The 23,842-nt window shown below is 64.0% G+C and carries 20 protein-coding genes and 1 pseudogene; 9 read left to right on the top strand and 12 right to left on the bottom strand.

The window, feature by feature from the left end; all coding sequences use genetic code 11:
- Positions 1-20 precede the first annotated feature (20 nt).
- The 9 genes and pseudogenes from nusA (at position 21) to chrA (ending at position 10,494) form a co-directional block, all read left to right on the top strand.
- Positions 21-1,499, top strand: a complete 1,479-nt coding sequence (gene nusA, locus ABWL39_RS04730) for a transcription termination factor NusA (RefSeq protein ID WP_367787569.1) — start codon at positions 21-23, stop codon at positions 1,497-1,499.
- Positions 1,500-1,550: 51 nt separating this feature from the next.
- On the top strand, positions 1,551-4,304 hold the full coding sequence (gene infB / locus ABWL39_RS04725) for a translation initiation factor IF-2 (protein WP_367787566.1): 2,754 nt from the start codon (positions 1,551-1,553) through the stop codon (positions 4,302-4,304).
- 50 nt (positions 4,305-4,354) lie between these two features.
- The gene (gene rbfA, locus ABWL39_RS04720; RefSeq protein WP_367787563.1) at positions 4,355-4,729 is read left to right on the top strand and encodes a 30S ribosome-binding factor RbfA; all 375 of its coding nucleotides are present in this window, start codon (positions 4,355-4,357) and stop codon (positions 4,727-4,729) included.
- Complete coding sequence (truB, locus tag ABWL39_RS04715; protein WP_367787561.1) at positions 4,726-5,640, top strand: tRNA pseudouridine(55) synthase TruB; 915 nt, start codon at positions 4,726-4,728, stop codon at positions 5,638-5,640. The genes rbfA and truB overlap by 4 nt, the downstream gene beginning before the upstream one ends.
- 109 nt (positions 5,641-5,749) lie before the next feature.
- On the top strand, positions 5,750-6,019 hold the full coding sequence (gene rpsO, locus ABWL39_RS04710) for a 30S ribosomal protein S15 (RefSeq protein WP_367787559.1): 270 nt from the start codon (positions 5,750-5,752) through the stop codon (positions 6,017-6,019).
- 229 nt (positions 6,020-6,248) lie between these two features.
- Positions 6,249-8,372, top strand: coding sequence for a polyribonucleotide nucleotidyltransferase (pnp, locus tag ABWL39_RS04705; RefSeq protein ID WP_367787624.1), 2,124 nt, complete (start codon positions 6,249-6,251; stop codon positions 8,370-8,372).
- 106 nt (positions 8,373-8,478) lie between these two features.
- Positions 8,479-8,865, top strand: coding sequence for a DUF2237 family protein (locus tag ABWL39_RS04700; protein WP_367787558.1), 387 nt, complete (start codon positions 8,479-8,481; stop codon positions 8,863-8,865).
- 106 nt (positions 8,866-8,971) lie between these two features.
- Positions 8,972-9,139, top strand: a pseudogene (locus ABWL39_RS04695) (chromate resistance protein ChrB domain-containing protein); the annotation flags it as partial.
- Positions 9,140-9,153: 14 nt separating this feature from the next.
- On the top strand, positions 9,154-10,494 hold the full coding sequence (gene chrA, locus ABWL39_RS04690) for a chromate efflux transporter (protein ID WP_367787621.1): 1,341 nt from the start codon (positions 9,154-9,156) through the stop codon (positions 10,492-10,494).
- 20 nt (positions 10,495-10,514) lie between these two features.
- Here chrA and ABWL39_RS04685 read toward each other — a convergent pair whose 3' ends face one another.
- The 12 genes from ABWL39_RS04685 to ABWL39_RS04630 form a co-directional block, all read right to left on the bottom strand.
- A complete protein-coding gene (locus ABWL39_RS04685) occupies positions 10,515-11,387 on the bottom strand; it encodes a pirin family protein (RefSeq protein ID WP_367787556.1) in 873 nt (290 codons plus the stop codon).
- 121 nt (positions 11,388-11,508) lie between these two features.
- Entirely contained in the window at positions 11,509-12,363 is an 855-nt protein-coding gene (locus ABWL39_RS04680; RefSeq protein WP_367787555.1) for a pirin family protein, read from the bottom strand.
- Between the two features lie 128 nt (positions 12,364-12,491).
- On the bottom strand, positions 12,492-13,628 hold the full coding sequence (locus ABWL39_RS04675) for an ABC transporter permease (protein WP_367787553.1): 1,137 nt from the start codon (positions 13,626-13,628) through the stop codon (positions 12,492-12,494).
- Positions 13,621-14,559 (bottom strand): ABC transporter ATP-binding protein, encoded by a 939-nt coding sequence (locus tag ABWL39_RS04670; protein WP_367787552.1) that lies wholly within the window; start codon positions 14,557-14,559, stop codon positions 13,621-13,623. The genes ABWL39_RS04675 and ABWL39_RS04670 overlap by 8 nt, the downstream gene beginning before the upstream one ends.
- Positions 14,556-15,635, bottom strand: a complete 1,080-nt coding sequence (locus ABWL39_RS04665; RefSeq protein ID WP_367787551.1) for an HlyD family secretion protein — start codon at positions 15,633-15,635, stop codon at positions 14,556-14,558. The genes ABWL39_RS04670 and ABWL39_RS04665 overlap by 4 nt, the downstream gene beginning before the upstream one ends.
- A complete protein-coding gene (locus ABWL39_RS04660) occupies positions 15,635-16,303 on the bottom strand; it encodes a TetR/AcrR family transcriptional regulator (RefSeq protein ID WP_367787550.1) in 669 nt (222 codons plus the stop codon). The genes ABWL39_RS04665 and ABWL39_RS04660 overlap by 1 nt, the downstream gene beginning before the upstream one ends.
- Before the next feature lie 182 nt (positions 16,304-16,485).
- The gene (locus tag ABWL39_RS04655) at positions 16,486-17,787 is read right to left on the bottom strand and encodes a GGDEF domain-containing protein (RefSeq protein ID WP_367787548.1); all 1,302 of its coding nucleotides are present in this window, start codon (positions 17,785-17,787) and stop codon (positions 16,486-16,488) included.
- 112 nt (positions 17,788-17,899) lie between these two features.
- Positions 17,900-18,808 carry a hydroxymethylglutaryl-CoA lyase gene (locus ABWL39_RS04650; RefSeq protein WP_367787547.1) on the bottom strand — a complete coding sequence of 303 codons (909 nt, stop codon included), beginning with the start codon at positions 18,806-18,808 and terminating at the stop codon, positions 17,900-17,902.
- A gap of 3 nt (positions 18,809-18,811) precedes the next feature.
- Positions 18,812-20,815, bottom strand: coding sequence for an acetyl-CoA carboxylase biotin carboxylase subunit (locus tag ABWL39_RS04645; protein WP_367787546.1), 2,004 nt, complete (start codon positions 20,813-20,815; stop codon positions 18,812-18,814).
- A 3-nt stretch (positions 20,816-20,818) separates the two neighbouring features.
- Complete coding sequence (locus ABWL39_RS04640; protein WP_367787544.1) at positions 20,819-21,613, bottom strand: enoyl-CoA hydratase/isomerase family protein; 795 nt, start codon at positions 21,611-21,613, stop codon at positions 20,819-20,821.
- A complete protein-coding gene (locus ABWL39_RS04635; protein ID WP_367787542.1) occupies positions 21,610-22,194 on the bottom strand; it encodes a GNAT family N-acetyltransferase in 585 nt (194 codons plus the stop codon). The genes ABWL39_RS04640 and ABWL39_RS04635 overlap by 4 nt, the downstream gene beginning before the upstream one ends.
- Before the next feature lie 10 nt (positions 22,195-22,204).
- Positions 22,205-23,812 carry a carboxyl transferase domain-containing protein gene (locus ABWL39_RS04630; protein ID WP_367787541.1) on the bottom strand — a complete coding sequence of 536 codons (1,608 nt, stop codon included), beginning with the start codon at positions 23,810-23,812 and terminating at the stop codon, positions 22,205-22,207.
- Between the last annotated feature and the right edge of the window lie 30 nt (positions 23,813-23,842).

The raw sequence follows: 23,842 nt of genomic DNA, 5'->3' as shown, positions 1-23,842 counted from the left end.
ATGAGCCGGAGGTGTGTTAAATGAGTCGCGAAATGTTGTTGCTGGTGGATGCACTGGCGCGCGAAAAGAATGTCGATAAGGATATCGTCTTCGGGGCCCTGGAATTGGCCCTGGCGTCGGCCACCAAGAAGCGTTTTTCGGAAGAAGACGTCGATGTGCGCGTGTCGATCGACCGCAACTCCGGTAGCTATGATTCTTTCCGCCGTTGGCATGTCGTTGCCGATGCCGACTGGCTGTCCGAAGGCCGTGAAATCGGCCTGACAGAGTCGCGCAAGCAGAAGTCGGACGCCGAAGTCGGCGACGTACTCGAAGAGCCGCTGGAACCGGTCGAGTTTGGCCGTATCGGCGCACAGACTGCAAAGCAGGTGATCCTGCAGCGCATCCGCGATGCCGAGCGCGAACAGCTGCTCAACGACTTCCTCGATCGCCGCGAACACCTGATTACTGGCGTGATAAAGCGTATCGAGCGCGGTAACGCCATCATCGAATGCGGCAAGCTCGAAGCGTTGCTGCCGCGCGAGCACATGATTCCGAAGGAAAACCTGCGCGTGGGTGACCGCGTGCGTGCCTTCCTGCTGCGTATTGATCGTGGTGGCCGTGGCCCGCAGCTGATTCTGTCGCGTACGGCCAAGGAATTCCTGGTCAAGCTGTTCGAGCTCGAAGTGCCCGAAATCGAGGAGCAACTGATCGAGCTCAAGGCCGCCGCACGCGATGCCGGGCTGCGCGCCAAGATTGCGGTGAAATCCAACGATCCACGCATCGACCCGCAGGGTACCTGCATCGGCATGCGGGGGTCGCGTGTCCAGGCCGTGACCAACGAGCTCGCTGGCGAGCGCGTCGACATCATTCTGTGGTCGAGCGAGCCTGCCCAGTTCGTGATCAATGCGCTGGCCCCGGCCGAAGTGAGCAGCATCGTGATCGACGAAGAAACCCACGCCATGGACGTGGTGGTCGACGAAGAACAGCTCGCCCAGGCGATTGGTCGTGGTGGTCAGAATGTCCGTTTGGCCAGCGAGCTGACCGGTTGGACGATCAACATCATGACCGTCGAAGAGGCGGAGAAGAAGCACGAGAGCGAATACGAAGGTATTCGCGAGACCTTCATGAGGTCGCTCGATGTCGATGAAGAGGTCGCGACCGTTCTGGTGCAGGAAGGTTTCTCCACGCTGGAAGAAGTGGCTTACGTGCCGCTCGCCGAGATGCTCGACATCGAAGGCTTCGATGAGGCGCTGGTCAATGAGCTGCGCAGCCGCGCACGTAACGCTCTGCTGACCCAGGCGATTGCCAGCGAAGAGCAGAAGGAAAATGAGGTCGAGGGCCTGCTGACCCTTGAAAACATGGATGCTGATACCGCCAACATCCTGGTCGGGAAGGGCGTTGCAACGCGCGACGATCTGGCTGACCTGGCGGTGGATGACCTGGTCGACATGACCGGTATGTCGCCCGAACGCGCCAAGGAGCTGATTCTGTCGGCCCGCGCGCACTGGTTTGCCGAGTAATAACAGGTGCGCCGAGTAGCCAACTAGGAACGCAGCCAATTAGGAGTCGTAATGGCAGAAACGAATGTACAACAGTTTGCCAAGGAGCTGGGCCTGCAGCCCGAGCTTCTTTTGGATCAGCTCAAGGCGGCCGGGGTCGATAAACGCAACACAGCGGATTCGCTGACCGAACAGGACAAGACCCGTCTGCTCGACTACCTGCGTCGATCGCACGGCGCCAAGGAAGAAAAGCAGAAAATCACGCTGACACGTCGCGAAACCACGGAAATCCGCAAGTCGGATGCAACCGGCAAGGCTCGCACGATTCAGGTCGAAGTACGCAAGAAGCGCGTGTTCGTGAAGCGCGATCCGAGCGAAACACCGACGCCCGAAGAGGAGCTGCTCGTCTCGCAAGCGGCGCCGGAACCCGAGCTGGAGCCTGTGGCCATTGCCGAGCCGGAGCCCATTCCGTTGCCGGAACCCGAGCCGGAGCCCATTCCTGAGCCGACGCCCGAACCGGAGCCCGAGCCTGTGGTCGTCGCCGAGCCGGTGGCCGAGCCTGTTGCCGCTGCTGAACCGGCGGTACCGGTCAAGGTATCGGTGATCGATGATCAGGAACGTGCAATCCGCGAGGCGGAAGCCCGCCGCCAGTCCGCGTTGCAACAGCGCCAAGCGGAAGAGCTGCGTGCACGTCAGGCGCGCGAGGCTGCGCGTCGCGCCGGCTTTGCGGCCGAAAAGGCTGCTGCTGCCGAGCCGGCACCGGCACCGGTGAAGACCGATACCACGCTGCACGTTTCCGAACACCGCAGCGAAAAGCCGAAGTCTGCCGCACGTCCTGCCACCACTGCCGCCCCCGCGGCGCGTCCTGCCGCACCGGCATCCGCACCAGGCAAGCCTGGCGAGCGCAAGGGCGACAGCAAGGGTGGCAAGGATTCCGCGTGGGACGGCAAGAAGCGCTCCGGCGGTCTCAAGACCCGCGGCGGCGATACCGGCGGTGGCTGGCGTTCCGGCAAGGGCGGCAAGCACCGTGGTGGCGATGCGCAGCATGCGTTCCAGGCGCCGACCGAGCCGATCGTACGCGACGTCATGATTCCCGAGACGATCACCGTCGCCGAGTTGGCGCACAAGATGGCCGTCAAGGCAGCCGAGGTGATCAAGGTGCTGATGAAGATGGGCATGATGGTGACCATCAATCAGGTGCTCGATCAGGAAACCGCGATGATCGTGTCCGAGGAAATGGGCCACAAGCCGATCGCTGCCAAGGCGGACGATCCGGAAGCCTTCCTGGCCGAACACGCCGATGCCGATCTGAAGGTGGAGCCGCGTGCGCCGGTCGTGACCGTCATGGGCCACGTCGACCACGGCAAGACCTCGCTGCTCGACTATATCCGCCGTACTCGCGTAGCGAGTGGCGAAGCGGGCGGCATTACCCAGCATATCGGTGCTTACCACGTCGAAACCGATCGCGGCATGATCACCTTCCTCGACACTCCGGGTCACGAGGCGTTTACCGCCATGCGTGCTCGTGGTGCGAAGGTCACCGACATCGTGGTACTGGTTGTGGCCGCCGATGACGGTGTGATGCCGCAGACCATCGAGGCGATTCACCATGCCAAGGCTGCCGGTGTGCCCATCGTGGTTGCGCTGACCAAGGTCGACAAACCCGATGCCAACACCGAGCGGGTACGCCAGGAACTGGTTGCGCAAGAAGTCGTGCCCGAAGACTGGGGTGGCGATGCGATGTTCGTCGAAGTATCGGCCAAGACCGGCCTCGGTGTCGACGCACTGCTCGAAGGCATCCTGCTGCAGGCTGAAGTTCTCGAACTGACCGCACCGCAAGACGCACCGGCCAAGGGTTTGGTGATCGAGGCGCGTCTGGACAAGGGCAAGGGCCCGGTTGCGACGATTCTCGTTCAGTCCGGCACGCTCAAGCGTGGTGACGTGATGCTCGCTGGCTCCGCATTCGGCCGCGTCCGAGCCATGCTCGACGAGAACGGCAAGCCGATTCAGGCTGCCGGCCCGTCGATCCCGTGCGAAATCCAGGGCTTGTCCGAAGTGCCTGCCGCTGGTGAAGAAGTGCTGGTATTGCAGGACGAGCGCAAGGCGCGCGAAATCGCGTTGTTCCGTCAGGGCAAGTTCCGCGACACCATCCTGGCCAAGCGCCAGGCGGCGAAGCTCGAGAACATGTTCCAGCAGATGGGCGAGGGCGAGGTGAAGAATCTGCCTTTGATCATCAAGGCGGACGTGCAGGGCTCCTGCGAAGCGCTGGCGACGTCGCTGCAGAAGCTGTCGACCAGCGAAGTGCGCGTCAACATCGTGCACAGCGCGGTGGGTGCGATCTCCGAATCCGACGTCAACCTCGCGATCGCGTCGCAGGCTGTCATCATCGGCTTCAACATCCGTGCCGACGCCAATGCACGCAAGCTGGCCGAGAGCGAAGAAGTGGACATCCGCTACTACAACATCATTTACCAGGCGGTGGACGATGTGAAGGCGGCAATGTCCGGCATGCTGGCGCCCGAGAAGCGCGAACAGGTCATCGGCTCGGTCGAGGTGCGCCAGGTGTTCCACGTTTCCAAGGTTGGTTCGATCGCCGGCTGCTTCGTGCACGACGGTATGGTCAAGCGCAATGCGCGCGTTCGTGTGCTGCGCAACCATGTGGTCATCCACGATGGCGAGTTGGAATCGCTCAAGCGTTTCAAGGACGACGTGAAGGAAGTGAAGATGGGCTACGAATGTGGCCTGCAGATTCGCAACTTCAACGATATCGTCGAGGGTGACTTCCTCGAAGTCTATGAAGTGGTCGAGGTCGCTCGCACGCTGTAAGCCGACGTGGCCGGCGGCGCGAGTTGCCGGCCTGATCGGAGAATGAAGGTATGGCTAAAGATTTTTCACGTTCGGACCGCGTTGGTCAGCAAATCCAGCGCGAGCTTCCCGAGATTCTGCGCTTCGAGTTGAAAGACCCGCGCATTGGCTTGTTGACGATCACCGATGTCGAGGTGACGCGCGACTATTCCCATGCCAAGGTGTTCTTCACCGTGCTGGGCTCTGGTGAGCAGAAGGCGCAGACGCTCGAGACACTCGAGCATGCGGCCGGTTTCCTGCGCAACGAGCTGGGCAAGCGCATCAAGCTGCGCACCATGCCCCTGCTGCATTTCCACTACGATCACTCGGTCGAGAATGGCATGCACCTGTCGAGCCTGATCGACCAGGCCGTATCGACACGCGCCAAGGAAGACGACACGGAGTGAGTGGTCAGCAGGTAAAGCGGGTCAAGCGCCCGATCAGTGGCGTGCTGTTACTGGACAAGCCCTATGGCTTCTCGTCCAATGGCGCGCTACAAAAGGTGAAGTGGTTGTATCAGGCCGAGAAGGCCGGTCACACCGGTAATCTCGACCCGATCGCGACCGGGCTGTTGCCGATCTGCCTCGGCGAGGCGACCAAGTTCTCGCAGGTGCTGCTGGATGCCGACAAGGCGTATCTGGCTACGCTGAAGTTCGGCCAGACGACGACGACCGGCGATAGCGAAGGCGAGGTGCTGGAGACCCGCCCCGTTGCAGTCGAGGAGGCCCGCTTGCGGGACGTGCTGCAGGCCGTGACGGGCAAGATCGAGCAGGTGCCGCCGATGTATTCGGCGCTCAAGCACGAAGGCCGGAAGTTGTACGAATACGCGCGGCAGGGTGTCGAGATCGAGCGCAAGGCGCGGCCGGTGACGATATACGGCATCGAGCTTGTGCGTTTCGCCGGCGATGAGCTGGTGATCGACGTGGCATGCAGCAAGGGCACATACATCCGTGTGCTGGCCGAGGAAATCGGCCGCCAGCTTGGGTGCGGCGCCCATCTGATCGGCTTGCGCCGTACGCGGACCGCCGGTTTTGAGCTGCAGCAGGCCTACACGGTCGAGGCGCTCGAAGCGATGTCCATGGCCGAGCGCGACAGCCTGCTGTTGCCGGCCGATTGCCTGCTTCAGCATTTGCCCGAAGTCAGGCTCGCGGGCGACGCCGGGCATTATTTCAGCCACGGCCAGGCCGTATGGCATACGCGTATGCAGGAACAAGGGGAGTTGCGCGTCTATGACGACGCCGGCAACTTCCTCGGTTTGGGGATGGTCGACGCCGATGGGCGGGTCGCCCCCAAACGTGTGTTAAGAATTGATCGTTAAGGTTTTTTTGGTTGCGCTCAGCAAGTTAGTCTTCGCCATCGACAACTTGAGGATGTGCCTGCTAGACAGGTACAATTAGCGTTTTTGTATATTTTGGAGAACTCTCAACATGGCTATTACCGTTGCACAGAAAGCCGACCTCGTTAAGCAATTCGGTCACAAGGAAGGCGATACCGGTTCCACCGAAGTTCAGGTTGCGCTGCTGACCGCTCGCATCAATGATCTCACTGGCCACTTCAAGGCCAACATGAAAGATCACCACGGCCGCCGCGGCCTGCTCAAGATGGTTAGCCGCCGTCGTCGTCTGCTCGACTACCTGAAGGATACCAATCTGGAAGGCTACCGCTCGCTGATCGAGAAGCTCGGCCTGCGCAAGTAATTTTGTCGGCATGAGTGGGTCGGGCCATTGCCCGACATGCCGCATGGTGCTGTTTGGCCATCCGACCCGCTTCCCGACTCTCCCTCCTGTTCATCTGCAACGTCCAGCACCCGCAGGGCGTCTAGCAGGTTGTTGCAAGCCAACCCGGTTCGGAAGGTTTTCAACAGCCTGCTACGGCAAAGCTAAGTCGCCATTCACGCTGCGCGTTGCTCCCACCAAAGAAAGGACCATCGTGAGCCTCGTCCAAAAGACATTCCAATACGGCCAGCACCAAGTCACCTTCGAAACCGGCGAGATTGCCCGCCAAGCTACGGGCGCCGTCAAGGTTGCCATGGGCGACACCGTCGTGCTGGTTTCCGTGGTTGGCGCATCCGGCGTCAAGCCCGGCCAGGATTTCTTCCCGCTGACCGTTGACTATCAGGAACGCACCTACGCCGCCGGCAAGATCCCGGGCGGTTTCTTCAAGCGCGAAGGCCGTCCGAGCGAGAAGGAAATCCTGACATCGCGCCTGATCGACCGTCCGCTGCGCCCGCTATTCCCGGAAGGTTTCTTCAACGAAGTGCAGATCGTGGCGACCGTCATGTCCTGCGATCCCGAGATCGATCCCGATATCCCGGCGATGCTCGGCGCATCTGCTGCGCTGGCAGTCTCCGGCATTCCGTTCGAAGGCCCGATTGGCGCTGCGCGCGTCGCTTACGTTGACGGCCAGTACGTGCTGAACCCGACTGCAACCCAGCTCAAGTCCACCCAGCTGGACCTGGTGGTTGCCGGTACCGCACAGGCGGTGCTGATGGTTGAATCGGAAGCCAAGGAACTGGCCGAAGACGTGATGCTCGGTGCCGTGGTATTCGGCCACGAGCAGATGCAGGCTGCGATCAACGCGATCAATGAACTCGCCGACGAAGGCGGCAAGGACCTGTGGGACTGGCAGCCGCCGGCCAAGGACGAGGCGCTGATCGCCCGCGTCGCAGAGCTGGCCGAAGCCGATCTGAACGAAGCCTTCCGCATCAAGCAGAAGCAGCAGCGTTCCGCCAAGATCGACGAGATTGCCGATCGCGTGTTCCCGCAAGTGATCACCGAAGACATGGACACCACCCGCGTGAACCAGGTCAAGGGCATCTTCAAGGATCTCGAAGCGAAGATCGTGCGTGGCCAGATTCTGGCTGGCGAGCCGCGCATCGACGGCCGCGATACCCGTACCGTGCGTCCGATTTCCATCCGTACCGGCGTGCTGCCGCGCACTCACGGCTCCGTGCTGTTCACTCGTGGTGAAACGCAGGCGCTGGTTGTCGCCACGCTGGGCACCAAGCAGGATGAGCAGATCATCGATGCGCTGATGGGCGAATACTCCGAGCGCTTCATGCTGCACTACAACTTCCCTCCGTACTCGACCGGTGAAACTGGCCGTGTCGGCACGCCTAAGCGCCGCGAAATCGGCCACGGCCGTCTCGCCAAGCGCGCATTGGTAGCGATGCTGCCGACGCCGGAAGATTTCGGCTACTCGATGCGCGTGGTTTCCGAGATCACCGAGTCGAATGGTTCGAGCTCGATGGCATCCGTCTGCGGCGGTTCGCTCGCGCTGATGGACGCTGGCGTGCCGGTGAAGGATCACGTCGCTGGTATCGCGATGGGCCTGATCAAGGAAGGCAACCGTTTCGCCGTGCTGACCGACATCCTCGGTGATGAAGATCACCTGGGCGACATGGACTTCAAGGTGGCGGGCACCGAGAATGGCGTCACCGCGCTGCAGATGGACATCAAGATCAACGGCATCACCAAGGAAATCATGAAGGTGGCGCTGGATCAGGCCAAGTCCGGCCGTCTGCACATCCTGGGCTTCATGAAGGGTACGCTGGACGGCGCCCGTCAGGAAGTGTCGCAGCACGCTCCACGCATGTACACGATGAAGATCAACCCGGAGAAGATCCGCGACGTGATCGGCAAGGGTGGTGCGGTCATCCGTGCCATTACCGAAGAAACCGGCACGACGATCGACATCGCCGAAGATGGCACCATCACCATCGCCTCTGTCAGCTCCGAAGGCGCTGATGCAGCGAAGAAGCGTATCTCCGACATCACTGCCGAAGTGGAAATCGGCAAGGTGTACGAAGGCCCGGTCGTGAAGATTCTCGAGTTCGGCGCCATCGTCAACATCATGCCGGGCCGTGACGGCCTGCTGCACATCTCGCAGATTGCCAACGAGCGCGTGCAGAACGTGAACGACTACGTCAAGGAAGGCCAGGTCGTGCGCGTGAAGGTGCTGGAGCAGGACGAAAAGGGCAAGATTCGCCTGTCGATGAAGGCGCTGCTGAACGAAGCGCCGGTAGCCAGCGAAACACCGGCGGCCGAATAAGCCTGCCGTTGTTGTCAGACAGAACCCCGCCTCGTGCGGGGTTTTGTTTTTTGCACGGGGCGGAATCCATTACACTGAATTCATCCAATCACAGCCTGGAATACACATGACCCAAGCACTCAATGTCCTGGGCCTGCCGCTGATGCCCTGCAGCCAGGACCCAGTTACCGGCTACTTTCGAGACGGCTGCTGTAATACCGATGACACCGACATCGGCGAACATGTCGTGTGCGCGGTGATGACCGAGGAATTTCTCGAGTTCTCGAAATCGTGTGGCAATGACCTCTCCACGCCGCGCCCGGAGTATGCCTTTCCCGGCTTGCAGGCCGGCGACCAATGGTGCCTGTGCGCCAATCGCTGGGTCGAGGCGCTGGTGGCCGGCTCGGCGCCAGCCATCGTGATGGCGGCCACCCACGAGGCGATACTCGACCTGGTATCGCTCGAGACGATCGTTACCTATGCGATCGATCGGCCTGGCTTGCCCGAAGCCTGACGCCGCCGATGCTGCGATGCCGCCGCCTGCTATACCCGCCCCATGCGGCGGGTATAGCAGGCAAGGTTGATGTCATGCAATCTGCTTTATGAAGGCCGGTGCCGGGGTGCATTGCCTCGATGCCGGCAGTGTGCCGCCTGAGGCTGCCGGTATCGAGCGCGTGCTGACCGGCTTGCGCGATGCAATCGACGATGATGATCAACTGCTGAGCCAGGCCTGCACGGTGTTCGACGGCCTGCACATCGCTTTCCGGAAGGATGCCGCAAGCACATGAGCGACCCCCGACCCATGCCGGCCGGCGAGCAGCGACAAAGACCGGCCAACATTGGCTTTGGCGAAGCCTTTCGGTTCTGGCTCAAACTGGGTTTCATCAGCTTCGGCGGTCCGGCAGGGCAGATCGCGATCATGCACCAGGAGCTGGTGGAGCGGCGGCGCTGGATCTCCGAGCGGCGCTTCCTGCATGCGCTCAACTACTGCATGGTACTGCCCGGCCCCGAGGCGCAGCAGCTGGCCACCTATATCGGCTGGCTGATGCACCGCAGCTGGGGCGGCATCGTCGCCGGGGCGTTGTTCGTGCTGCCATCCTTGTTCGTACTGATCGCCTTGTCGTGGATCTATCTTGCCTTCGGCCAGGTGCCGTGGGTGGCCGCTCTGTTCCATGGCATCAAGCCGGCGGTGACCGCGATCGTCGTGCAGGCAGCGCACCGCATCGGCTCGCGCGCCTTGAAGAATGGCCTGCTGTGGGCCATCGCGGCCGCGGCGTTCGTGGCGATCTTCGTGCTGAACCTGCCGTTCCCGCTGATCGTGGCGGTGGCCGGAGCGATCGGCTATGTCGGCGGCCACTTGGCACCGGCGCGTTTCCATCTGGGTGGCGGGCATGGCACGGGCAGGCAGTCATACGGCCCGGCGCTGATCGATGACGATACGCCGACCCCTGAGCACGCCCGCTTCCGCTGGTGCCGGCTGGCCCGTGTCGGGCTGATTGGCGGGCTGCTGTGGGCCATCCCCATGGGCGTGCTGGCGCTGCACTATGGTTGGCGGGGCGTACTGACGCAGATGGGCTGGTTTTTCTCGAAGGCCGCGCTGCTGACCTTCGGCGGCGCCTACGCGGTGCTGCCCTACGTCTACCAGGGCGCTGTCAGCCACTATGGCTGGCTCACGCCGACGCAGATGATCGATGGGCTGGCGCTGGGGGAGACCACGCCGGGCCCGCTGATCATGGTGGTGGCCTTTGTCGGCTTTGTCGGCGGCTATGTGAAGGACTGGCTCGGTCAGCCCTTCCTGGCGGGGGCGCTGGCCGCCACGGTGGTGACCTGGTTCACCTTCCTGCCCTCGTTCGTGTTCATCCTGGCAGGCGGGCCGCTGATCGAATCGACGCACGGCGACCTCAAGTTCACCGCACCGCTGACCGCGATCACCGCCGCCGTGGTGGGGGTGATCCTCAATCTCGCGCTGTTTTTCGGCTACCACGTGCTGTGGCCCAAGGGGTTTGCCGGCGCCTTCGAGTGGGGCAGTGCGGCGATCGCGCTAGGGGCACTCGTCGCGCTGTTTCGCTTCAAGCGCAACGTGATCGGGGTGATTGCCGCCAGCGCCTTGCTGGGCCTGGCGCTGACCATGGCCGGCGGCTAGCTTTGATCGACCGATAGGGCCTAGCGCTCGGGCAGCGGGATGCGTTCCGTTTCGCCGGGCACCGCGGGGAAGCGGTCTTCGCGCCAGCGTTGCTTGGCGGCTTCGATCTTTTCCTGGCTGCTGGACACAAAGTTCCACCAGATGTGGCGCCGGCCGTCGAGCGGCGCGCCGCCGAACAGCAGCAGCCGCGTGTCTTCCGTTGCCTTGAGCGTGGGTGTGCTGCCTGGCGTGAGGATGGCCATCTGGTGCGCGGCCAGCGGCCGGCCGTCGATCTCCACGCTGCCGCTGGCGATGTAGAGCGCGCGTTCCGCGTGTTCCGCCGGTATCTCGAAGCTCACGCAATCGGCTACCTCGCCCGCCACGTACAGGGTGCTGCCGTAGGTGCGCACCGGTGAGGTTTTGCCGAAGGCGTTGCCGATGATCACCCGCAGCACCATCCCCGGTGCCTCGACCAGCGGCAGATCGGCCGCCGGGTAATGCCAGAAGCCGGGCTCGCAGTCCTCTTCGGCTTGCGGCAGGGCAAACCAGGTCTGGATGCCGTGCATCGCATGGCCCGTGGCGCGCAGCTCGTCCGGCGTGCGCTCGGAGTGGACGACGCCATACCCGGCGGTCATCCAGTTCACGTCGCCCGGTTCGATGCGCTGCAGGCTGCCGAGGCTGTCGCGGTGCATCATCGCACCTTCGTACAGGTAGGTGACCGTCGCCAGCCCGATATGGGGATGCGGGCGCACGTCGATGCCTTCGCCCGGGCCGAATACCGCGGGCCCCATGTGATCGAAGAAGATGAAGGGGCCGACGGCCTGCTTGGGCAGCGAGGGCAGCAGGCGCCGCACCGAGAAGCCGCCGAGGTCGCGGTCGTGGGGTTTGAGCAGGTGCTGGATGGCAGAAGTCATGGCGAAGTATCCGTGAGCGGGTAGGCGGTGGGCGGCGGTGCTTCAAGCATAGCCGAGAAGCAGCAACGGCGCGGCTCCGGGTGTTGCCGGAAGCCGCGCCGAGCGTGCCTTGTGGCGGGGGTTAGAGGCGGCCGGCGCGGAAGTCGTTCACCGCCTGCTCGATTTCCTCGCGCGTGTTCATCACGAACGGCCCCCATTGCGCGATCGGCTCCCTGAGCGGCTTGCCGGCGATCAGCAGGAGCTTGGCCGGGGTTTCGGCGCGCACTGTCACGCCATCGCGTTCGCTGCGGGTTTCCAGCACCGCCATCTGGCGCGTCTTCACCGGCTGGCCGCGGCCGCCGACGAGTGCCGTGCCCTCGTAGACATACACGAATACGTTGCAATCCGCCGGCAGCGTTTGCTCGAAGCTTGCGCCGGCGGGCAGGTGCAGGTCGAGGTAGAGCGGCTCGGTATCGGGCTTCTGTACCGGGCCGGCCACGCCTTGCGATTCGCCTGCGATCACCTTCACCGTCACGCCTGCCGGCGTGGTCGTCACCGGGATGTCGCTGGCCGGGATGTCGCGGTAGCCGGGCTCGGTCATCTTGTTCCTGGCCGGCAGGTTCACCCATAGCTGGAAGCCCTGCATCACGCCGTTTTCCTGCTCCGGCAGCTCGGAGTGGACGATGCCGCGGCCGGCCGTCATCCATTGCACGCCGCCGCTCGTCAGCAAGCCCTCGTTGCCGGCGCTGTCGCGATGACGCATGCGCCCGTCGAGCATGTAGGTGACGGTCTCGAAGCCGCGATGCGGGTGGTCCGGAAAGCCGGCGAGGTAGTCGTCCGGGTTGTCCGAATGGAAGTAGTCGAGCATCAGGAAGGGGTCGAGCCGGCGTTGCAGATCCTGCGTCAACACGCGCAGCAGCTTCACGCCTGCGCCATCCGAGGTCGGCATGCCGTTGACGATGCGTTCGACTTCGCGGGCGTGGGTGACGGTGCTCATGGCAATCCTTTTTTCAATAATCTGATCATGTGATCAGTTGCATGGTCGAATTTTGCCTCGCTATAGTGGCTGTTGATAGCGACAAGTTCTGCTCTGTCCATTCAGAATTTATGAATGAGTTTTTCCGATCAATCCAGTGTGCGACGGAAGCGCTTGAGCCCGATGCTCAGCACCACCAGCATGAACAGCAGCAAGGGCCACAGATTGGGCCATAGCTCGGTGAGGCCGTTGCCCTTCAGCATCACGCCGCGGATCAGCCGCAGGAAATGGGTGAGCGGCAGCACCTCGCCGATCACCTGCGCCCAGCCCGGCATGCCGCGGAACGGGAACATGAAGCCCGACAGCAGCATGGACGGCAGGAAGAAGAAGAAGGTCATCTGCATCGCCTGCGTCTGGTTGCGCGCGGTGCTCGAAATGGTGATGCCGACCGTCAGGTTGGCGGCGATGAAGGCCAGCACGCATAGCAGCGCGACAGCCAGCGAGCCGACGAAGGGCACGTCGAACACCCATCTGGCGGCCAGCAGCGTCACGGCGACCTGGATGTAGCCGATGATGACATAGGGCGCGATCTTGCCGACCATCACTTCCAGCGGGCGTACGGGGGTGGCGAGCAGGTTTTCCATGGTGCCGCGCTCGACTTCGCGGGTGATGCCGAGCGAAGTCATCATGATCATCGTCATCGTCAGGATCACCCCCATCAGGCCGGGGACGATGTTGTACTGCGAGATGCCCTCCGGATTGTAGCGGCGGTGGATGCGTAGCTCGAACGGCGCCGTGCCGGTTTGCAGCCGTGCAAGCGGGCCGGTCAGGTCGTGGCTCAGCGCGCTCTGGGCGAGCTGCTGCACGGCGCCGATGGCATTGCCCGTCGCCGCCGGGTCGGTGGCATCGGCCGCCAGCAGCAAGGTGGGGTGCTCACTGCGCTGCAGCTTGCGCGAAAAATCGGGCGGGATGACCAGTGCAAACTGTGCCTCGCCCATCTCCAGCTCGCGGTCGGCCTCCCGGTCGCTGGCGTTGGCCCGCATGATCTTGAAGTAATCGCTGTTTTCCAGCGCGCGCACCAGGCTGCGGCTGAACTGGCTGCGGTCGTGGTCGACCACGATGGTAGGCAGGTGCTTCGGGTCGCCATTGATGGCGAAGCCGAACAGGGTGAGCTGGATGATCGGCATGCCGATCATCAGCGCAAAGGTCAGCCGGTCGCGGCGGAGCTGGATCAGCTCCTTGAGCATGATCGCAAACAGGCGGGTAAAGCTGAACGGCTCACGCATAGTTGTCCTCCGCCTGTTTCATCAGTGCGATGAAGATGTCCTCCAGATGCGGGGTGTCGGGCTGCATGGCAATACCGGCGTGGCCCCCGTGGCCATTGACGGCCGCTTCCAGCGCGGCCCGCAGGGCTGGCTCGTCACGCCCGCTGACGTGCAGCGTGTTGCCGAACGGTGTCACCATCTCCACGCCGGGCAGTTTCGCCAGATCGGGGATCAGCCGGTAGACGCCGTCGCCCGACACCGTCCAGGTGTGGTAGCCGCTGTTCGCCACCAGCTCGGTGGGGCTGCCCGTCGCCAGCAGCCGGCCGTAGGCGATGTAGCCCAGGCGGTGGCAGCGCTCGGCCTCGTCCATGTAATGGGTCGATACCAGCACGGTGATGCCCTCGGCGGCGAGCTTGTGGATTTCCTCCCAGAAGTCGCGCCGGGCTTTGGGGTCGACGCCGGCGGTCGGCTCGTCGAGCAGCAGCAGCTGGGGCTCGTGCAGCATGCAGGCGGCCAGCGCCATCCGCTGCTTCCAGCCGCCGGACAGGCTGCCGGCGAGCTGCTTTTGCCGGCTGCCCAGGCCCAGCCGCTCGATCGCGGCATCGACCAGCTGCGTGCGCTTGGGCATGCCGTAGACGCGTGCAACGAAATCGAGGTTCTCGCGGATCGACAGGTCGTCGTACAGGCCGAAGCGCTGCGTCATGTAGCCGACGCGCCGCTTGATGGCGGCCGATTCACGCACGATGTCGTGGCCGAGTGTCTTGCCGCTGCCGCCATCCGGTGTCAGTAGGCCGCACATCATGCGGATCGAGGTGGTCTTGCCGCTGCCGTTGGGGCCGAGGAAGCCGAAGATTTCGCCGCGCCGCACCTGCATCGTCAGGCCGTTCACCACGCTTCTGGCGCCGTAGCGCTTGGTCAGGCTAGTGACGTCGATGACGTTGTCGCCGCTCATTTGCCACCACCCGCCAGGCTCACGTCGAGCGGTAGCCCAGGGCGCAGCCCGGCCGCATCGGCGGTGGATGGCCTGGCCTCGACCATGAATACCAGCTTGCCGCGGTTCTCCTTGCTGTAGATGATGGGCGGCGTGAATTCGGCCTGCGTCGCGATGAAGCTGATCTTCGCCGGGATGGCGTGGCCGCAGCCGTCACAGGCGAGCGTGACGGGGGCGCCGTAATGCAGCTTGCCGACCTCGGTTTCCGGCACGAAGAAGCGCGCCTTGACGGCGTCCGGCGGCAGCAGGCTGAGTACCGGGCTGCCGGCCGTCACCCATTCGCCGACGCGGTACAGCGTGTCTTCCACACGAGCGTTGACCGGTGCGGTGACCGCCTTCTGGCTGAGCTGCCATGCGCTCTGCTGCTGTGCGGCCTTGGCCGCCGCCACATCGGCTTGTGCCGCGCGGCGCAGGTCTTCCCGCCCGGCGAGCCGGGCCACGCGCAGCTGGGCTTCGAGCTCGCCAACCTGAGCCGTGTCGCGCTTGACCTGCGCCTGTATCGTATCGAGCGCCGAATGACTGATGAAACCCTGCCTGGCCAGTGCCTGTTGGCGCTTCAGCTCGGCCTCGCTCAAGCCGAGCGCCGTGTGTGCGCCATCGAGCTGCCTGGCGATCACCGCCATCTCGTCGGGGCGCCGGCCCTTGCCCAGATCCGACGCGCTCGCCTCGCTGCGTGCCACGTGGGCTTCCGCCTCGGCGACGGCGGCCTGTTCCGGCGTGGCATCCAGCGCGAATAGCGGTTGTCCCGGCTTGACGAGCATACCCCGGTCGGCGTTCAGCACCGTCAGCCGGCCCGATAGCGGTGCGGCGACGCGCACATAGTCGGCCTCGACATAGCCGCTCCATGCCTCATGGCTGGCGTCGCTACAGCCCGCCAACAGTAGGCTGGCCAGCAGGGCGGGGCAGGCGGCCTGGTGCATCGCGGCGGCCGCGAGCGGGCGGGCCCGCAGCGATGGTTGTGACGCATCGGATCGGGGCGCGAGGCCCGACAGCGACAGCGGGTTTTGCTTGTGCAGCGGCGTGTTCGTGGAGCCCATCAGGTTTTCTCTTTCAGTTGACGGGCCGTGGCCATCAGGCCCGCCCAGGAAAAGCTCGCAACGTGCTGGCTCAGCTCGTCGATCAATGTGGGGTTGTCGTAGAAATCGGGCTGGAAGCGCTCGACCAGCCCCCGCCCCGCGGCATAGATCACGCACTGGCCCAGCACGCTGAGCACACAGCGCATCAGTAGGGCGGGGGGGGGGGCCTCCCCGAGGATTTCCCGCAGCAGCGCCAGCAGGATTTCCCCCTGTGGCCGGCTGAAACGCTCGAACACGAAATCCAGCGCCGGTGTGGGGTTGGTGATTTCGCGCAGCATCAAGGGGCCGATGCGCGAGGCGTGACTTGGGTCCAGCAGGCGGCTGATCAGCCCGCGCACGAGAAATTCGAACCGCGCCTGCGGCGACAGGTCCGGCTCGGCCGGGATTACCGGATGACGATCGATCGCGCGCTCGGCATGGTGCTGCAGCACGGCGAGATACAGCCCCTGCTTGCCGCCGAAGTGGTAGTTGATCGCCGACATGCGGACGCCGGCACGATCCGCGATGTCCTGCACGCGCGCGGCCTTGAAGCCATCATCGAGAAACACCTGGGTGGCGGCATCGATCAGCAGCGCGCGGGTTTCCTGGCCGGTGGCATGCTTGGAAGGAGGGGGGCGCAGATTTTCCATGAGAGCAGGGTTGTCAGAATTTAGAAAAAGTTTATGGAAAAACTTTTCTAAATTCAATAAAAGAATTTCGATGCGCCTGGCCAGCGCAATAGAAAACGGCTTGCACCAGGCAAGCCGTTTCAGTGGGGAGGGGCGGGATCAGTGGCCGTCAACACGGCGCCCTGGTGGTGCTGGGGCTGCTGCTAGCTGCAGATCTGGTTGCGGCCGTTGGTCTTGGCGACGTACAGCTTTTCGTCGGCGACCAGGAATAGCTCGTTCTCGGAGCGCAGGTCGGGGAAGAAGGCCACGCCGCCGCTGAACGCGAAATGGCGGATGTCGGCGGGCTCCACTTCGAACGGAATCGCGTTGAACGCCTCGCGCATCTTGTTGAGCTTGGCCATCAGGCTGTCGCGGTCGATGTCCCAGAACAGCATGACGAATTCCTCGCCGCCAAAACGCGACAGCAGGTCGTATTCGCCGACATAGGCACCGAGCAGCAGCGACATGCGCTTGATCACGATATCGCCGAAATAATGGCCCCAGGTATCGTTGATGGTCTTGAACTTGTCGATGTCGACGATGCACAGGCCGAGCTGCTTGCCTTCCTGTTCGGCATGGCGGATCAGCTCGTATGCCTTGCGCTTGAAGCCGATCTTGTTCAGCAGGCCGGTTGCGCGGTCCTTGTTGATCAGGTCCTTGTTGATGCGGATCTTGTTGATGCGGTTGATCAGCTGTGGCGTCGCAACGGCCGGGTCGGTCGCCGACAGGATGCCGTCCATGCCCATTTCCGTCGCTTGGCGCGTCAGGGCGGCGTCGGGCGTATGCTGGTGCAGGATGATCTCGAGGCTCGGGTCGGACTCGACGTTGTAGCGGATGATCTTGAGTACGGCCGGCGACTTGCGGAAGGCGGCCTCGTCGATGATCACCACATCGGGCTGCGCCTGCTTGACTGCCGTGTGGAAGGTCTCGAGGTCGTCGTGCACGCGCAGGTCGATACGCTGGGCCTTGAGTGCGCCGGGGTCGAAGGGCAGCGAGTTGCCGAGCGACAGCACGCGGCTCATGTCCGGCCGGCGCTTCTGCGTGAACAGGTTGAACAGCTTCTCTATCAGGCTTTCGTTCGAGATCGGCTTCTCGGCATAGGCCAGGCAGTTGCTCTCGACCAGCGTGCGCTGCAGCTGGTAGCGGCTGCCCTGGCGGCTGGTTTCGAGATATACGTAGGAACGGTTTTGCGGCAGCTGCCTGAGCATCTCGCCGAAGAACATCTTGCGGCTCGCGTCAGCGCCCTGCAGGCTGTTCAGGAAATCGAGATCGACGACGAACAGGTCGTCAGCCGTCGAAATGGTCATTGCCTGCTGAAAATCGACCATCTGATCGAAGAACAACATGTCAAAATCGTATTTGTGGGCATGCAGCAGCAGTTCCTGCTGGTTATCCTTCACAAAATACGTCTGCGCCAGCATGTAGACGCGGCGCTTGTAAAGCAGATCGGTGTCAGACTTACCCATTTACAGCTCTTTTATTATGTCTCCTCTAATACTAGACATATTCCCACGCCGCATGGCCCCGTGACAAGCAATTAGCGGTCGGAAACCGGCGTGCCAGCGGGGATTGCGCGAGTCAGCCAGCACGTTTCGCGAGTATCGCCTTGGCGACTTTGGACGTAGGCGGGCGTTTGAGGAAATCCGAGATGAACGCGGCGGCATCGATCAGCTTGCCGAGGTCGACGCCGGTTTCGCGCCCCATGCCGGCCAGCATGTAGGCGACGTCCTCGGTCGCCACATTGCCGCTGGCGCCCTTGGCGTAGGGGCAGCCGCCAAGCCCCGCCACCGAGCTGTCGATGGTGGCGATGCCGAGCTCCATCACTGCATACAGGTTGGCGAGCGCTTGCCCGTAGGTATCGTGGAAATGGGCTGCCAGGTGCTTGAGCGGCACATTGCGCGCGACGGCCTCGATCATCTTGCGCGCGGCCAGCGGTGTGCCGGTACCGATGGTGTCACCGAGCGAAATCTCGTAGCAGCCCAGCTGATGCAGGCGCTGCGCTACCTCGGCCACCGTCGCGGGCTTGATCTCGCCCTCGTAGGGGCAGCCGAGCACGCAGGAGATATAGCCGCGCACCTTCAGGCCCCGGGCCAGCGCGGTTTCGACGACCGGCGCGAAGCGCTCGAAGCTCTCGTCGATGGTGCAGTTGATGTTCTTCTTGCAGAACGATTCGCTCGCCGCGGTAAAGATCGCGATTTCCTCGCAGCCGGCCTTGAGCGCGGATTCCAGCCCTTTTCCGTTGGGCACCAGGGCGGGGTAGGCCACGCCGGGGCGGCGCACGATGCGCTGCATCAGGTCGCTGTGGTCGGCCATCTGCGGCACCCAGCGCGGCGAGACGAAGGCCGTCGATTCAATGGTGGTGATGCCCGCATCGGCAAGCATGTCGATCAGCCTTAGCTTGATCTCGGTGGGGACGGTGCCGGCCTCGTTCTGCAGGCCGTCTCGGGGTCCGACTTCTACGATCTTGACGCGGGTGGGTAATGTCATATGTCAGCTATCTGAGTTAAGCAGGATCAGCTCTACACCTTCGTTCACCCGTTCGCCCACCTGGTACAGCAGCTCCGTCACCATGCCGGCCTGCGGCGCGACGATGGTGTGCTCCATCTTCATGGCCTCGAGCACGAGCAGTGCCTGGCCTTTCTCGACGCGGGCGCCGGCCTCGATCAGCAGGGCGACCACCGTGCCCGGCATCGGTGCACGCAGGCTGCCGCCGTCGTCGGGTTCTTCCAGCGCGTCGAGCACCGGGTCGAAACGCTGCAGGACAGCATGGCCGCCATGGGCGAACAAGTGGATTTCATTTTCCCGACGAACCACGTCGGCCGTCAACTGCCGGCCGCCAAGAACCAGCGCCAGTTTGCCGTCTTCCCGCCGGCGCGCCGAGCACGGCAGGGTTTGGCCTTGAATTTCAAGCAGATACTGGTCGCCCCGATAATGCACGACGACGGTGCACTCGTCGAAAGTGTCGCGAAAATGCAACTCGGTGTGGGTGTCCTCATTGAGCCGCCAGCCATTCGCGAGGTGCCAGGGCGAACCGGCATCGGCCGACGCACCGCGCCGCGCCTCGGCCGTAGCCTCGATATCGAGCAGTTCGGCCAGTGCTGCGATGGCCAGCGTATCGGCCGAGGCGGGCTGCGGCGGCGGGATCAGCTCATCGCGATGGCGGGCGATCAGGCCGGTGTCGACATCGCCGCTGGCGAAGCTCGGGTGGGCGACCACCTGCGCCAGGAAGTCGAGGTTGGTGGTCAGCCCGACGATGCGGTAATCGGCCAGCGCCTGGCGCATGCGGCGCAGCGCGGTATCGCGGTCCTCGCCCCAGACGATCAGCTTGGCGATCATCGGGTCGTAATAGGGGCTGATCTCGTCACCCTCGACCACGCCGCTGTCGACGCGCACGAACTCGCCTTCCTGCGGTGTGCGCAGCACATCGAGGCGGCCGATCGCGGGCAGGAAGTCCTTGGCCGGGTCTTCGGCATAGACGCGCGCCTCGAGCGCATGGCCGTGGATTGCCAGCCCGGCCTGGTCCAGCGGTAGCGGCTCGCCACTGGCGACGCGCAACTGCCACTCGACCAGGTCCTGACGCGTGATCATCTCGGTCACCGGGTGCTCGACCTGCAGCCGCGTGTTCATCTCCATGAAATAGAACTCGCCCGTCAGCGTGTCGACGATGAACTCGACTGTGCCGGCACCGACATAGCCGATGGCGCGCGCCGCGTTGCAGGCGGCTTCGCCCATCTGGCGGCGGCGTTCCTCGCTCATGCCGGGGGCCGGTGCCTCTTCGAGCACCTTCTGGTGGCGGCGCTGCACCGAGCAATCGCGCTCGAACAGGTAGACGCACTCGCCTTGGCTGTCGGCGAAGACCTGGATCTCGATGTGACGCGGTTTGGTCAGGTATTTCTCGATCAGTACCTTGTCGTCACCGAACGAGGCCAGCGCCTCGCGCTTGGCCGAAGCAAGCTGGGCGTCGACATCCTCTGTACGCTCGACGATCTTCATGCCCTTGCCACCGCCCCCCGCGCTGGCCTTGATCAGCACCGGGAAGCCGATGCGCTGGGCTTCGCGCGCCAGCAGTACCGCATCCTGCTCGTCGCCGTGGTAGCCGGGCACCAGCGGTACGTCGGCCTTTTCCATCAGCTGCTTGGCGGCCGATTTCGAGCCCATTGCCGCGATGGCGCTCGCAGGCGGGCCGATGAAGGCCACGCCGGCGGCTTCGCAGGCCGCCGCGAAATCCTCGTTCTCGGACAGGAAGCCATAGCCGGGGTGGATGGCCTGGGCACCGGTCTGCTGTGCGATCTCGATCAACCGGTTGCCGCGCAGGTACGACTCCTTCGGTGCCGCCGGCCCGAGCAGCCAGGCTTCGTCTGCGAGCTTGACGTGGCGGGCATTGGCATCGGCTTCGGAGTAGACGGCGACGGTCTGGATGCCGAGCTTGCGGCAGGTCTTGATGACCCTGCAGGCTATCTCCCCACGGTTTGCAATCAGTATCTTGTCGAACATGGTCTAGCCTTGTTGGTTGGCCCAGCTCGGGCTGCGTTTTTCGAGAAAGGCCGTCAAGCCTTCCCTGCCTTCGGTGGTGGCGCGTATCGTGGCGATGCGCTGCGCGGTGTCGTCGATCAGGGCGGCGTCGATGGGCTGGCCTGCGACGCGCGCGATCAGCTGCTTGGCCGCACCCATCGCCTGTGGCCCGTTGTCGAGCATGGCGGCGACGAGGGTGGCGACGGTGTCGTCGAGCGCGGCGTCGCCGACCACTTCGTGGACGAGCCCGAGGCGCAGTGCGGTTGCGGCGTCGAAGCGCTCCGCCGTGAGGAAGTAGCGGCGGGCTTGGCTGGCGCCGATCTTGCCCACCACATACGGGCTGATCACGGCCGGGATCAGGCCCAGCCTGACTTCGGACAGGCTGAAGCTGGCGCGCTCGCTGGCCACGACGATGTCGCAGCAGGCCGCGAGCCCGACGCCGCCGCCAAATGCCGCGCCCTGCACGCGGGCGATCGTCGGCACGCGCATCTGGTTCAAGGTCTGCATCAGTTGAGCCAGCGCGCGCGCGTCGTCGAGATTCTCGGCCTGGCCGTAGCCGGCCATGCGTTTCATCCAGTTGAGATCGGCGCCGGCCGAGAAGCTCTTGCCCTCGGCCGCGAGCACCAGCACGCGCACCGCCGGGTCGGCGTCGAAGGCGGCCAGCTCGGCGGTGAGGTCGGCGATCAGCGTGTCGTCGAAGGCATTGTGCAGCGCCGGCCGGTTGAGGCGGATTTCGGCCACGCCGCGCGCATCGAGCGAGGTGAGGATGGCTGGGGTCATTGATCGTCTCTCAGGTTGCGGCACAGCATCATGCTGCGGAAGGTACGGCCATGGTCTTCGGTGCTGCGCTTGCGCATGATGCGGTCGAAGCCCTGACGGAACCAGAAGCTCAGCGCGCCGTCGTTGGTGACGTAGACTTCGGCGCAGGCGCTGTGGATGCGCGGGTCGCGGCGGGCTTGCGCGACCAGCGAGCCGAGCGCCTCGCGGCCATGGTGCTGGCCCTGGAAATCAAAGCCGAGCACGAACATGGCGATGGTGAACATGCCGTCGTTGGGAAAATTGAAGCGGTAATGGCAGTAGCCGATGGCGCTGCCGTCGCCACGCCGGATCAGCCGCACGCCGAGCGGGTAGGTGGCTTCACGGCCTTCGTTCTGCTGTGCCACGAGCTCGTCGTAGACCTCGCTGGGCCATTCCCCGAAGCTCGGGTCGACGTCGGCCAGCCGGGCGTTGGAGTTGAACAGCGCGCGCATCACCGGCACATCGGCGTGCGTGGCGCGTGCGAATTGCAGCGTGTCGCTCGACCAGGCGTCGGGCAGCCCGAAGGCGGGCCCGAGCGGCGGGAAATCCAGTGGATTGGCCATGGCTGTCGTCTTACATGCGGAACAGGCCGAACCGCGTCGGCTCGATCGGGGCGTTGAGCGAGGCCGAGATCGCCAGGCCGAGCACCGTGCGCGTGTCGGCCGGATCGATGATGCCGTCGTCCCACAGCCGGCTGGAGGCGTAATAGGGGTGGGCCTGCTGTTCGAACTGGTTGCGGATCGGCGCCTTGATCTTTTCCTCGTCCTCGGCGCTCAGCGCCTTGCCCTGTTTCTCCAGCGCATCCTTGCGTACCTGCGCCATCACGCCGGCCGCCTGCTCGCCACCCATGACCGAGATGCGCGCGTTCGGCCACATCCACAGGAAACGCGGCGAGTAGGCACGGCCGCACATGCCATAGTTGCCGGCGCCAAAGCTGCCGCCGATGATTACGGTGAACTTGGGCACCTTGGTCGTCGCCACCGCCGTCACCAGCTTGGCGCCATCCTTGGCGATGCCGCCGGCTTCGTACTTGCTGCCGACCATGAAGCCGGTAATGTTCTGCAGGAACACCAGCGGGATGCCGCGCTGCGAGCACAGTTCGACGAAATGCGCGCCCTTCAGCGCCGATTCGGAGAACAACACACCATTGTTGGCGAGGATGCCGACCGGGTAGCCGAAGATGTGGGCGAAGCCGCACACCAGCGTGGTGCCGTAGAGCTCCTTGAACTCGTCGAAATGGCTGCCGTCGACGATGCGTGCGATCACCTGGCGCACGTCGAAGGGTTTCTTCAGATCGGTGGAGACGATGCCGTAGAGGTCTTCGGCCGGGTAGGCGGGGGCCTCGACCGGCCGGGTCACCACGTCCATCGGCTTCTTCCAGTTCAGGTTGCCGACGACGCGGCGCACCATGCTCAGGGCGTGGCGGTCGTTGTGGGCGTAGTAGTCGGAGACGCCCGAGGTGCGCGCATGGACGTCGGCGCCGCCCAAGTCTTCTGCGCTGACCACTTCACCGGTCGCGGCGCGCACCAGCGGCGGGCCGGCAAGGAAGATCGTGCCTTGCTTCCTGACGATGATCGAGTAGTCCGACATCGCCGGCACATAGGCGCCACCAGCCGTGCACGAGCCCATCACGCAGGCGATCTGCGGCACGCCTTGCGCCGACAGGTTGGCCTGATTGAAGAAGATGCGGCCGAAATGGTCGCGGTCGGGGAAGACCTCGTCCTGGTTCGGCAGGTTGGCGCCACCCGAGTCGACCAGCGCGATGCAGGGCAGGCGGTTCTGCGCCGCGATCTCCTGCGCGCGCAGATGCTTCTTCACCGTCAGCGGGTAGTAGGTGCCGCCTTTCACCGTCGCATCGTTGGCGATGATCATGCACTCGGTGCCGGCCACCCGGCCGATGCCGGCGATCAGGCCGGCCGCTGGCACCTGGTTGTCGTATTGATCCCACGCGGCAAACTGGCCGAGCTCGAGAAAGGGCGAGCCCGGGTCGAGCAGGGCGCGCACACGGTCGCGTGGCAGCAACTTGCCGCGTGCGAGGTGCTTCTGCCGCGCATCGTCGCCGCCACCCAGGCGGATCTGCTCGACCTTGGCGCGCAGGTCGGCAACCAGCGCCTGCATGGCATCGGCGTTCTGCCTGAAGGCTTCGGAACGATTGTTGATGGTGTTCTTGATCGTATTCATGTGATGGCAGTTCGCAAATGGCGCACCGGG

It is taken from the genome of Chitinivorax sp. PXF-14 (assembly GCF_040812015.1).
In the GTDB taxonomy this organism is placed as follows: domain Bacteria; phylum Pseudomonadota; class Gammaproteobacteria; order Burkholderiales; family SCOH01; genus JBFNXJ01.
Note: the sequence above shows the minus strand (reverse complement) of the source record. Positions and strands in the feature narration are given on the sequence as shown.